Annotated in this window: 13 protein-coding genes; 6 read left to right on the top strand and 7 right to left on the bottom strand. The window is 33.7% G+C overall.

Translation table 11 applies throughout. The features are described 5' to 3' along the window. Positions 1-147 precede the first annotated feature (147 nt). The 4 genes from CG11_RS22015 to CG11_RS22030 form a co-directional block, all read right to left on the bottom strand. Entirely contained in the window at positions 148-732 is a 585-nt protein-coding gene (locus tag CG11_RS22015) for a Crp/Fnr family transcriptional regulator (RefSeq protein ID WP_052599001.1), read from the bottom strand. Further along, positions 725-1855: a hypothetical protein gene (locus tag CG11_RS22020; RefSeq protein WP_052599002.1), complete on the bottom strand. Its 1131-nt coding sequence runs from the start codon at positions 1853-1855 to the stop codon at positions 725-727. The genes CG11_RS22015 and CG11_RS22020 overlap by 8 nt, the downstream gene beginning before the upstream one ends. Continuing rightward, positions 1848-2762, bottom strand: a complete 915-nt coding sequence (locus CG11_RS22025) for a hypothetical protein (protein WP_156039854.1) — start codon at positions 2760-2762, stop codon at positions 1848-1850. The genes CG11_RS22020 and CG11_RS22025 overlap by 8 nt, the downstream gene beginning before the upstream one ends. Before the next feature lie 250 nt (positions 2763-3012). Beyond that, positions 3013-3276, bottom strand: a complete 264-nt coding sequence (locus CG11_RS22030; RefSeq protein WP_052599004.1) for a hypothetical protein — start codon at positions 3274-3276, stop codon at positions 3013-3015. 546 nt (positions 3277-3822) lie between these two features. On the opposite strand from CG11_RS22030, the gene CG11_RS22035 reads away from it, so the two are divergent. From CG11_RS22035 to hpt, 6 genes are all read left to right on the top strand, one after another. Then, positions 3823-4359, top strand: a complete 537-nt coding sequence (locus tag CG11_RS22035) for a hypothetical protein (RefSeq protein WP_052599005.1) — start codon at positions 3823-3825, stop codon at positions 4357-4359. Positions 4360-4450: 91 nt separating this feature from the next. Then, positions 4451-4915 carry a hypothetical protein gene (locus CG11_RS22040; RefSeq protein ID WP_052599006.1) on the top strand — a complete coding sequence of 155 codons (465 nt, stop codon included), beginning with the start codon at positions 4451-4453 and terminating at the stop codon, positions 4913-4915. Positions 4916-5136: 221 nt separating this feature from the next. Beyond that, positions 5137-7290: an OstA-like protein gene (locus CG11_RS22045; protein ID WP_052599007.1), complete on the top strand. Its 2154-nt coding sequence runs from the start codon at positions 5137-5139 to the stop codon at positions 7288-7290. Then, on the top strand, positions 7280-8533 hold the full coding sequence (locus CG11_RS22050) for a PAS domain-containing sensor histidine kinase (RefSeq protein WP_052599008.1): 1254 nt from the start codon (positions 7280-7282) through the stop codon (positions 8531-8533). The genes CG11_RS22045 and CG11_RS22050 overlap by 11 nt, the downstream gene beginning before the upstream one ends. Beyond that, entirely contained in the window at positions 8530-9579 is a 1050-nt protein-coding gene (locus CG11_RS22055) for a response regulator (RefSeq protein WP_052599009.1), read from the top strand. Before CG11_RS22050 ends, CG11_RS22055 begins: the two co-directional genes overlap by 4 nt. 88 nt (positions 9580-9667) lie before the next feature. Continuing rightward, the gene (hpt, locus tag CG11_RS22060; RefSeq protein WP_052599010.1) at positions 9668-10198 is read left to right on the top strand and encodes a hypoxanthine phosphoribosyltransferase; all 531 of its coding nucleotides are present in this window, start codon (positions 9668-9670) and stop codon (positions 10196-10198) included. A 69-nt stretch (positions 10199-10267) separates the two neighbouring features. Here hpt and CG11_RS22065 read toward each other — a convergent pair whose 3' ends face one another. The 3 genes from CG11_RS22065 to CG11_RS22075 all read right to left on the bottom strand — a co-directional run bounded on the left by CG11_RS22065 (position 10268) and on the right by CG11_RS22075 (position 12812). Beyond that, the gene (locus CG11_RS22065; protein WP_052599011.1) at positions 10268-11272 is read right to left on the bottom strand and encodes an Rpn family recombination-promoting nuclease/putative transposase; all 1005 of its coding nucleotides are present in this window, start codon (positions 11270-11272) and stop codon (positions 10268-10270) included. 93 nt (positions 11273-11365) lie between these two features. Continuing rightward, positions 11366-11962 (bottom strand): hypothetical protein, encoded by a 597-nt coding sequence (locus CG11_RS22070; RefSeq protein ID WP_052599012.1) that lies wholly within the window; start codon positions 11960-11962, stop codon positions 11366-11368. A gap of 34 nt (positions 11963-11996) precedes the next feature. Further along, positions 11997-12812 (bottom strand): tol-pal system YbgF family protein, encoded by an 816-nt coding sequence (locus CG11_RS22075; protein ID WP_052599013.1) that lies wholly within the window; start codon positions 12810-12812, stop codon positions 11997-11999. Between the last annotated feature and the right edge of the window lie 82 nt (positions 12813-12894).

A 12894-nucleotide genomic window follows, 5' to 3' on the forward strand; every position in this document is an offset into this window, starting at 1 on the left:
AGTTTTAATGATAAAAATTTTAATAACTCAAAAGTAAGCGACCTCAAGCGCAAAAAAATTAAGAAATCTTAAGAAAGAAATTTTGCCTTAACAATAGTTCGTTGAAACCACGCAGTAGCAGCGCAGCTAACTACTATCTTAAAATAATTATTGTTTTTTCCTCAACTCGCTCAAATACTCTGGTGTAATTTCTAGGTACGAAGCTAGCATATACTGAGGAACTCTTTGAGCAAAATTAGGAATTGTTTGCATCAAAAAATCATAGCGCTCCTTACTGCCTTTGCGCATATAAAAATCCGATCTTCGTTGAATGGCAATTAGGGTTCTTTCTGTTATGATTCGAAACAAACGTTCTAGTTTGGGAACCTTCTCGTACAGCATTTCCATATCTGAATGACTCAAGCGCAAAACACTTGTTGGTTCAATTGCCTGAATGGATACCATCGAAGGAGTTTGATGTTTAAAACTTTCTAAGTTGGTGATCCACCAATTTTCTATGCCAAATTGCGTAATGCATTCATTACCTTTATCATCAATATAAAAAGTACGCACCAATCCTTGAAGGATGAAAAAATAATATCGACAAACTTGTCCTTCTTGTACCAACCAACCTCTTTTCTTAATCGTTTTTTGTTCTAGTTTTTGATAAATAAAATCTACCTCCGCAGTTTCGAATCTAAGATCGTAGCGATTCAAATAATTTTGCAGTTGAACTTTAATAGAATCAGTCATAATACTCTATTATTCTACTTGTTTCTAAGATCAATTCTTCACCATCTTTGTGCCACTTTTTTAGCCAATTTCCATTTGCATCGTACTCATACTGATAGTGGACCACATACTTATCAGCGGGTGTCAAACCACTCTCAATTTCCACACAATTACCCTGCTGATCATAGGTATAGTGCATTTTTTCGATCATAACGCCATTCTCATATTCTATAAGGCTAGTACACTGGCTTTTCTCATCAAAAATTTGCATTGTCTTTCGAATTACCGTTTTGGGTTTACCTAAGAGCTCGTCCAAGTTCTTACTTTCTTTAGTAGCTATTTTTTGGTAATAAACTTCATCCACCTCTACATTGGTTGCTTCTCGTACCGTATAAATCATCTGAATAGGATTAGCCGCAGCATCCATCGTGTATTTTTTAACAGCAACCTTTCGATTAGGCGTATAAAAAGTTTCTTTGACGACATTGCCAAATGCATCATTTTCATAAACCTTCATCTCTCTTATATAATCTTGATGTGCTCTTTGAGTAGCTTTCTTTGCCAAGAAGCCATTATTATCATAGGCATATTTTACAGTCGTAAAGACTTCTTTCCCATCAATAGATTGGCTAATTTCTCTTAACAATTGTCCTTTATCACTATATTCCAATATATATTTATAACCATTTCGACCAGTATCCACTGTCTGATAAGCAATCAACTGCCCTTTGGCATCGTATGTATTTAAAATTGTATCTGAAAAATAGGTAGAAAAATCATCTTCTGGATCATACACTCGACCACCATCATAAAGTTTCAATGGATTACCAAGACTATCAAACTCATAAGTATGCCCACTAAAGCCCTTTGAACCAAAAAAATTCCCTTCCTTAATCAAACGCCCCAGAGCATCAAACATCACAATAGAAGAATCTCCTGTTTCACTCAACGAAAGCACGGACTTAACCTTACCTTTCAATTCTGCCTTTTCTTTATCATTATTAGAGCTGATTCTTTTCTGTGTAGCTTTAGAAATAGAGGAGATAAGAGTTGTTTCCTCCTTATTAGACTCCTGTTGTGAAGTAGCTCCATTGCACGAAAAAAGTCCCCAACTAAGCAAAATAAAACACCACCACTTATTCATAATAAGTAATTTTCTGCTCTATAAATTGATCTGCTACATCATTATAATTGTAACGAATTTGAGTCGTCCAATTTCCGTTTTGGTCATACTCATACTTGTACTTGTAAGTATCCGAAGGATTGACGACTCCATTTCCTGTAAAGGCAATATCTTTTATTTTATTTCCTTTTGTATCGTATTCGTACTTTCTTTTATAACTAGGGGCATTATCTCCTGTAAAGATAGACTGTTGTATTTCTTGCCCTTTTTCGTTATAAGTGTACAGTTGTTTTAGCTGAAGTTCATCTTTCTCATCATAAATATTAGTTTCTCTCAATCGTCCTTGATCGTCATAAGCATTCACACTTCTACTTTTACCCTTACTTTCAACAAAAGAAGCTCTATTCTCAATCTCATTTCCATCCTCATCATATACATAAGTCATTTGTTTGACAATTTTTCCATTGACCGACTCTTCGCTAGATATTAATTGATTGTTAGTATTATATTCATAAACTATCGTTCTTGTTACATTGTCATCTGAATAATTGCTTTGAGATAGTTTATTCTTGTCATTGTAACTATAGCTCCAAGTACTAATCGGCTTATTTTCTTCATTATAGGTCAGTAACTCCACTTTATTTCCCAATTCGTTGTAAGTTGTTTTTATACCTCCTTGGGCGGCTCCATTAGTCACATAACCATCTTTCACAGTAGCATCATATACCAGTACCTCTCTAGATTTTATTTTCCCTCGTAAGTTTTTTTTAGCCAAATCATTCTCAACTTGCACCTTGGGTGAATCTTGTTCCAAGCTGGCGGTAGTACTATCTACACTATTTTCGGCAGAAGTATCGGAGGTACTCTGCTCTGTTGTACAAGCAATCAAGTTCCACATCAAAAATACTAGGATTAACTTTTTCATCATTTTATATGTTTTATCATTTTTTCGGTATAACTGCAATAGATATTCTGATTGTAGTTCTAATACGCTGCTCTCGCAAAAATCAGCACAACGATTTATTATTGTAGTGCACTTAGTTTTATGCAACAATTTACGAGCTTAAAAGAATACAACGATCTCTACGCAAAGCTTCAAAATTTATAGGAAAAAATATAAAAAAAGAATAAAATTATTAACTTAAAACTTAGTTTTTACAACTACCTTCCGTTTAAGATTACAGTAAGATTTTAGCTAAAAAACGACTATATCGTTTTATTCGCGTAATTGTAAAAAAAATAATAGCTAAACTGTCTTTCTTTTTCCACCATTTACTTGCCTCCAATTTTATAATATTGACATCGTTTTTTATCGTCAACAATCGGTTGTTTTCAAATATTCTATCTACAATGCCAAATGAAATTTTAGACAATTCCTCTACATCAGAACTGGTTGTTCGTTCTACATTATTAAATTTTGTTGAAATATTATTATTATTCACTTACACTATATTCCTCTTATATATTTGTTTGGGTTTTGATTCCAACCTTACCATAGGTTACCCGATTGTTGTTCTTATCATTCTTTTAAATTTAAAGTTTATCTATTCCTGTAGGAAAGCTTTTTTAGAATATCAACAGACTCAAGAGATAAAAAATATTCGTAAAATTAAAGATGGCATAAGCAGATTGGTTTTTATCTGTACAGGGATTTGCATTAGCCTTATTGGCATAGCGATTATTAGTTATAACCTACCATTGCTACTAGCCTCTCCCCAATCATTATCACTTAACAGCTTAATCCTCTTTATATGGACATTAGTAGTCGCTGCTGTCCCCTCCATGCAAATTTACTATATGTCAAAGACAGCCAACATATTCCACTTCATTACAAACCAATAAATGTACGCTTTATTTTGCCCTCTTGCACAAAGAGCCTTTATTATATCTTTATTCAAAATACACTCCTAATAAGTTATTAATTGGTTATATTAATTCACCTTTTAACGATTTCGCCCAAAATATGTTTATTCAAAATTCTATCTACAATGCCAAATGAAATTTTAGACAGCCCCACGCGTGGTAATTTCCAAAAGATTCGCAAACCCTATACTAGTATCTTAGAATATATTATTCTTATAACCAACGGTATATTTATTGTTCTTGGTGTTTTTATTTGTTGGAGTATTGCATTAACAGAAGAAAACTGGCTTTTTTTGATTAACCCTACCGTTTTTGTACTTCTATTTGGCATCCCCCCTTTTCATTTTGTTTACAAATGGCGAAAAGCATCCCAAGAATATGAGGCAACTCAAAACACCAACTTATTAAAACCACTTTCTAGCCACGTTGCCATTTTTTTAGCTCCTGTTATTTTAGGGCTTTGGATACTCATATTTCTATTTTTATCCAGTTTTTTCTTCGCTTTAACAGAATTTGACAGCAATGCTACTCAAGGTAATTCCCTCTTTTTATGGCGATTAATGGTACTTTTTTTGCTCATTGCCTTAGGTCCCATTCAGTTCTTTTTCATTCGTAATACCAACAAAATCAGCCAAAAACTTCTTCGTCAACAGCCTACATAACACACCAATATATTCCTTGTACTAAACTTCGATTCAAAAACCATTGCACAACAACGAATGACAACCTCATCTGATAAAAAAGCAATCCATTATGCACGAACACAACTTGCTAGACGATCTTCATACACCAAAGCTAAGGAAACCTATTCATACCGTGCTTGAATGGATATTATTAATTGGGCATTTGCTACTAGGAATGTACTGCGTTTACGAAACATTTCTTGCCTACTCAATTACTGAAGAAATTATCTTAATCTTGCTTAGTAGCCTTGCCATAGGTTATATTTATTCTTGGCATTATTTTTCGATAAACTATGATCATAATAATTCAAAGAATACGGTTGTCCCTGTTTATCTAAATCCGCTGAGATTTTTGAGCTTTTTTATCAGCACTTTTTTCTTTTTTATTGGCTTTCTTTTTACAAATTTTGAAAGGTATAAATTTGATGTTAGTTGGAATTTAGCGCAGTGGATTACACTACTTTTTCTTATTGTAGGGTTGTTGCAACTGGTTTATAGTTTATTAACACCAACCACTAAGAATAGAATACAATAAAAGTAAAAAGTCTTAACATTTTTAAGCCAAACAAACTAAAGCTGTTAATTATAGACTAAAGCAGATTTTTGTAGGTGGTAATGTATATTTTTTGTTTAAATTTACACATTAATTGATCACTTAGAGTTATCATTAGTCTACTAAAATCACACAACAACAGTGCAACTCACAAGCAGCCTATTAACTCACTAGACATTCAAACTACCTAGCACAAAGCATTTATGCCACTAAAATATCTTTTGCCATTTTTATTTATCTGTCTCTGTTTTCATTCCGTTAGTTGGGGGCAAATCTCTGACAAACCACCTGTAAAGGATAAACTAGAAAGTGATAGTTCTAAGATAGAGATTATCAATATTGACAAACTTAAGGAACGGACAACTCCACAAGGGATTTTTAGAGACTTAACAGGCAATGTTCATCTAAAGCAGAAAGAGATGCATATCTGGTGCGATACGGGTTTCATTTTTCCCAACAGGCAAGTTGAAGCATTTGGCAACGTTCAGATGTTACAAGATGACAGTATCCGAATCTTTTCCGATTCACTTTATTACGATGGCATTCAACGCTTTTCCAAACTCCGCCAAAATGTAGTCCTCAAAGATACAAGTATGACCTTGTTTACAGACAAATTAAATTACGACTTAAATACTCGAATTGCTACTTTTCCTGATGGTTCCTTAATTGAGAGTGATACAACAACTTTAATTAGCAAAAAGGGAACGTATAATGCCAATACCAACATAGCGCATTTTTCAGACTCTGTCCGCATCACCAATCCTAATTACAAACTAACAGCTGATTCTCTAGCGTTTAACACTCAAACAGAAATGGCTTATTTCTTGGGACCAACCAAGGTGTATAATGAAGAAAAAATGGTCTACTGTGAGGATGGATTTTATGACAGCAAAAAGAATTATGCAGAACTTTATAAAAATGCTCGCTTTGAAAATCGAGAAGATGGCAAATTGGAAATAGCAGAAGGTGATACGATTATTTATGATGGTGCCAAGGATATGTATTATTTAATAGGAAATGCCTATTTTCAAAATGACGATCAAGAAGTCTTTGCCGACACCATCCTAATGGATGGTAAAACTGAACAATATACTTTTAGAGGAAATCCCAAATTCAAAAGTCGAGATACCACAACAAATCAATCGATTATTGCCAATAATTCTGACTATGATGCAATGAGCAAAACGATGATTTTTAGAGGGGATGTTAGGGTCTCACAAGATCATCAAATTATCACGACAGACAGTTTGGATTACAACACAGAAACCAAAAGCGGCATGGCGAAGGGGAACGTTGTTTGGCAAGATACTTCTGCCAATTTAAAAATCACTTGTGGTCAGGCTTTTTACAACGATAGCACAAAATACCTCTTAGCTCATTTAAATCCTATTTTGACCACTTTAATTGACAACGATACTATGTGGTTACGTGCCGACACCTTAATTTCTTTGCCTGATTCTGTCGATGTCGATCAGCGCCATTTGTATGCTTTTCATCATGTAAAAACATTTAAATCCAATGTTCAGTCGCTCTGTGATTCATTGTATTATGATGCTATAGATTCTACCTTTTATTTTTATCAAGATCCTATTCTTTGGGTAGATGGCACGCAATTTACAGCAGATACGATTCATGTTGCTATGAAGGCATCCAAAATAGATCAAGTACGTTTATTTGAAAAATCCTTGATCGTTAACACCAATGAGGGCACTTTTTTTAATCAAATCAAAGGGAGAAACGCCATTATACAATTTCAAAAAGGAGAAATAAGAACAATGAATGTTCGAGAAAATGGGGAAACCGTTTACTATGCCGTAGATGGAGAAGGCGCCTATATGTTAGTAAATGATATTGATTGTGCTTCTATGGTATTGTTTTTTGACGAAAATCAGATACGACGAATCCGCTACGAAGGCAAACCTAAAGCTGTTGTCTACCCTATGCATCAAGTTGATCATAAAAGTTTATATTTAGCAGGCTTCAAATGGCTCGATAGTTTGCAAATTAAAACAAAATATGAATTCCTTGGTATTCCAGAACCTATTATCCTTGATAGTGTTCTTCTCGATAGTAGCTATTTGGATAGTACTAAAATAGATAGTACATTGCTACTTGACAGTTTTGCAACGGAACAGTTGGATTCTAACAGCAGACACCAAATCGATAGTCTTTCAGCAAAAAAAGCGAACAAATTGGGCAGCTCTAGTAGTTCAAGCGAAGATAAATCAAAAGCTTCTAGTCAGAAAAAATCCAAGTTAAACGCTCAAGCTATAGATCCGAAATCTCAAAAGAAGAAAAAGAAAAAATCCAAAAAGAAAAAATTATTTTCCAAAAATCGCCAAGCTAATGAAGGATAAAATTTCCCTATTTATTAAAAGTATTCAAGATTGTGTGATTATTATCAATACCCGAGGTATTATTGTTGATAGTAATCCTGCTATTTATAAAGTGTTGGGATTTACTCCTGAAGAGTTAAAAGGTAATAATGTTTCTATGCTAATGGGAGCTCCACACCAAGCCAAACATGATCAATACATTCAAAATCATCAAGCAACAGGAATTGCAAAAATAATTGGCATTGGACGAGAGGTTATTGCAGTTCACAAGGATGGCACAAAGGTTCCTGTTCGCCTAAATATTAGCGAGTTAGAATTGGACGGTCACTTTTTTTATGTCGGTATGTTGCATGATTTGACCAATCAACTTTCAATTCAAAATCATATTAATAAAGTAAATTTAGGCTTAGAAGAAGAAGTCCAAATGAGTAATCGAGCATTGAGAGAGGCTATGGAAAAAATGACTCAAAGTAAACTCTCTTTGGAACAGGAAATTCTAGAACGAAAAATCATACAAGAACAATTACTTGCCGCTCAAGAAAAGATTAAAGATGCCCTTCAGAAAGAACGAGAATTGAGTGAGTTAAAAACTAGATTTATTTCCACGGCTTCCCATGAATTTAGAACTCCTCTGAGTAGTATTCTTTCGTCTGTATCTTTAATTGAACGATACACCACTACCGAAACACAAGACAAACGTCTCAAGCACATTAATAGAATTAAATCCTCTGTCCAAAATCTTACTCAAATCTTAGAAGACTTTTTATCTTTATCCAAATTAGAAGAAGGAAAAAAACAGGATGCTAAGCATATTTTTGACCTTAGCGCCTTAATTCATGCTACAATAGAAGAAGTAAGTACCTTTGCAAAATCAGGGCAAGAGATAGAGTATCAGCACAGTGGAGATATTAGTGTTATCTATTCTAATACTCAAAACATAAAAAATATTCTCATCAACTTACTTTCTAATGCTATAAAATACTCTCCTTCCAATAGTAAGATTTATATTAGCACTATAATTGATGCTACCACCATTACAATTAGTGTTAGAGACAAAGGCATTGGGATTCCTTTGGATCAACAAAAACACCTATTTTCACGTTTCTTTAGAGCAGATAATGCTATTGCGATACAAGGAACGGGGTTGGGGCTTTATATTGTAAAAAAATATTTAGAAAACATTAATGGAACGATAGACTTTGTTAGTCAACCTGGCGAAGGAACCACGTTTACCATTAACATTCCTAAAGAAGATTTTCAATGAAAAAAATTCTAGTTATAGAAGATAATTTAGAGGTTCGAGAAAACACCTGTGAAATTTTAGAACTTTCGGGCTATGAAGTATTTAGTGCTGAAAATGGCAAATTAGGCGTTCAAGAAGCCTTGGATAAAATGCCCGATTTGATTATTTGTGATGTTATGATGCCTGTTTTGGATGGTTTTGGCACCCTCAAGGTTTTGCATAAAAATCCTAAAACCACTCATATTCCATTTATTTTCTTAACCGCTAAAGCGGAAAAAGAAGACTTTCGAAAGGGAATGAATTTAGGGGCTGATGACTATATTACAAAACCGTTCACAGATATAGAATTGCTAGAAGCAATCGAAATTCGCTTGGAAAAAAATCAGCATATCGCTGCACCTACTTCCACTCATAATGTCTTTTTTAATGTAGAAGAACATTTTCAAAATGTCTTAAAAGAATTCTTAAAGGATAAAGAGCATCGTTTTTACAATCAAAAAGATCTTATCTTTAGAGAAGGTAGTCATCCACGTTCTGTTTTTTGGATTAAAAAAGGCAAAGCACAAACGTTCAAAAGTCATGAATATGGCAAGGAATTAATCTTGTCTTTATATGGCAACCAAGACTTTATTGGAATTAGTGACGCCTTCAGAAATAGTCCTTATCAAGAATCAGCTGTTGCTATTGATGATACAGAAATGGTTTTGATTCCCAAAGATGAATTTATGGAGTGGATGCGCTCTGATAATAGCATTGCTCAACATTTTATTCATTTACTTGCAATTAAAGCAGGCGAAAAAGACAAACATTTGCTTGAATTAGCCTATAGCTCTGTTCGAAAACGTGTTGCAGACTCATTACTTCGTTTATTCAAACATTACAAAGAAGATGATGAGCGTTTATTCCAAATTAGCATACGACGTGAAGAATTGGCTCATATTGTTGGTACCACCAAAGAAACAGTGACTAGAACACTCTCCGAATTTAAGGAAGAAGGCTTGATAGATGTTAAAGGGAGCAATATTACCTTGCGAGACATAGAAGGCTTAGAAGCTACTCCTGCTTAAGTTTTTTAATTATTTCGTAATAAGTTATTCGATTCAGCTTAAATCTCACTATTAATAATAACAGTACTATAATTTCAAATAAATTATCATGATAACTTGTAAGGACAAACAATTTGAACTTTTTTTGACAAGCGATGCTATTCAGACACGTCTAAAAGAAATTTGTGCAGCGATTAATGTTGATTATGTGGATAAAAAACCTGTATTTTTAGGTATTTTAAATGGTGTATTTAGATTAGCAGGAGATGTTTTCAATTATGTAGATATAGAATGTGAAGTAAGTTTTGTAAAATTGAAGTCTTATGTAGGTACACAAAGTAGCGGTGCTTTAACAACTATGTTGGGATTGGATGTAGATCTAAAAGGACGTCATGTAATCCTTATGGAAGATATTGTTGACACAGGACGCACTTTGCATAATTTTTTGCCAGAGTTAGAAAAAATGAATCCTGCATCAATTGCTGTTTTAACCTTGTTAAACAAACCTGATGCTATGGAGCATGACATTCCTATGAAATATATTGGTTTCAAGGTTCCTAATAATTTCTTGATTGGTTATGGTTTAGATTATGATGGATGGGGACGGCATCATAATGACATTTACACAATTGTTCAATAAACCTGAGAAATTTCTCTTCTTTGAGAGCAAAGAAAAATAACTCAGAATGACGAATAGTCAATTGATACGCTATTCTGAGTTATTGTTAAGAATTTTGTTTACTTTTTCTTCCGAAATATTCAACGCACTAGCAATGATAGAAGTAGGAATATTATTTCGATACATCCCTAAGACAGCCTCTATTTCTTTTCTCAATAACCCTTTTTCCAAGCCTTCTTCTCTACCTTTTTCCAAGCCTTCTTCTCTACCTTTTTCCAAGCCTTCTTCTCTACCTTTTTCCAAGCCTTCTTCTCTGCCTTTTTCCAAGCCTTCTTCTCTTGCCTTTAGTAAATCTTCCGCATCCGCCATTTTAGTATGCTGTTCACTAGCAATATCTCTCAATCGTTTAAGATAATATTTATACTCCTGCTGCTCTTCATAACTTAAGCTCATTTTATCCAGCTTTTTTTTAGCAGCCTCCAGTCCTTTAGCTGTGAAGTTCTCTTTTACCTCCCCATTCTTTAAAAAATAAATCCATTCATCTAGTTTATCTTGAACAGCATTGTTGAATTGGCTAACCTTTATCAACCAATATTCAGGAAAGATTTCATAAACACTATCTTTTTTGTAAAGTACTTTTTGTTTGTCCGCCAAGTTCAAAATATCTCCATGATGAATACCTTTAAATTGGTTTTTACCATGGTATATATAATCTTTCCCCTGCCCTAAATCAAAGTAAGCAATAGTTATAGATATTATTTTCTTTACTTTTGCATAAGCTTCACCTTCGCTAATGTGTTCTGTAATAACTTTAGAAGTTCCATATAAAATTCGATGGAAATAATCATATTCCTTGCTGTTTTGGACCTCTATAATAACTAAATCCCCCTTCGAATCCTCTACTAGGATATCTACCCGATTGTGCTTATCATTTTCATCCTCTTTATTGCTTTCACTTTCCAATATTTGTTTGATTTTGATATCTTCAGCAAGTAATTCACTTAAGAATCCTTCTAAAATATCAAAATTAGCTTTATTTCTCAAAAGCTTTTTTATTGCCCAATCAAATCGTATGAGTTTTTTTTCTTTTTTCATATTATAAATATACAAAACAATGGGTTAAAATGCCAAAAAAATGAAACAATTTGTTTTTTTTTATAATTTCAATATTCGTAGTCCAATGATAGGCTAATCAATTCGTTTATAAGATAGTAATAGACTTTTTTCCTGAACAGAGTTTAAGTCTTGAGAAGTTTGCTCCATTATCAAATCAAAATGCTGCTTCATTTTAGGTTTATATACGGTATTTTTTTCTATTTCTAATATTTTGTATGCAATCTTGTCCAACACACTCCAATCTTCAGGGCATAAGTCTAGCCACCAAGAAAAGGAAGTCTCATATATTTCATTTTCAATAGATAGCTCAACTTGTTCACCATCTCTCCACTCCAATTGATTATCATTTAAAGGAAAAATACTTGGAAGGGTTGTCTTGATTAAATTCAACAACTGATTAAAAGGTGCACTAGAGCTTATCTCCCCTTTTTCCACTAAGATATAATCTTTTTTATTCGTGCCATTACTTCGTTTCAAAGTTGACTTTATTACATTCCATTCTTGGTCAAAGCAATACATTTGAAGGTAAAAAGCATCTACAAAAGGATTGCTATAAAAAAAATGAATGGAGATTGTACGTTCTGTCGTTTCTCTATAGGCATTTCGGAGAATAAATTTACTTTGTTCTATTTCTGAAAATTTTTCAGGGAACCATTCTTTCTCATTCATAACAAATTAGTATAAAGAAATTTACGCACAACCGTCAAAAGAAATTAATCAATACCTCCCTCCAACGATTGGCTTCTTTAGAATTGCTGGCATCAGCAGCTAAACGATTACAAGCAACTTGAACATTATCCCGAACGAACTCTTTTGGTGTTCCCATCACAATTGTTTTCATATACGACTCAGCTGCTTTCTGATAAGATTCTTCCTCAAAATACAAATGCCCTAATTGTAAAAAAGCTTGTTTTTTACTTTTGGGATACTGTTCCATCATCCACTCTAGCAAGTACTTTGCTCTAGACACATCTCCCAAATCCAAAGCTGCTTTAATTTCTTTTTCGCATTGTTCAAGGCTAGTTAACTCGGCTCGAAAGCAAGCATTAAATGCTTCTACTAAAGCATCTACCTTAGCATTTCCCCTTGATTTCAGCAAAGTTATTGTTCCTTCTTCTGTCAAAGCAAAAGAGAGTATAGGATTAGCATCCAATAAAGCAAGGTTATTATTATTAAAAAAGTTGAACCCAATTCTTACACCTTGCAATAGAACTTTAAATTCTTCTATATGCTGTTGAAAATCATCCCACACCACTTCCTTTACATCATCCAAAGATTTTCTTATTGCTTGTAACAATTGAACCACATAATCATTGCTTTCCCAAACTGTAACATACACTAAAAGTGCTTCTATCATTTCGAGAGCATCATAAATCGCATTATAGCTCGCATTAGAAAGACGATGTGCAGGTGATTCCCAATGGTCTAACCCCTTACACAACAAAGCCAACGCCTGCTCAAAGTTTCGGGAAGAATAAGCCGCAAAAGCTTGGTGTGTAAATTCAATATGTTTTGACATTGCTATATAACTCTATTTTTCGCTAGATGTTTTGGGAGTGTCATAATCTACTATTTTTAGGCTACAATACAATCCTTATTGA

Source organism: Aureispira sp. CCB-QB1, from assembly GCF_000724545.1.
In the GTDB taxonomy this organism is placed as follows: domain Bacteria; phylum Bacteroidota; class Bacteroidia; order Chitinophagales; family Saprospiraceae; genus Aureispira.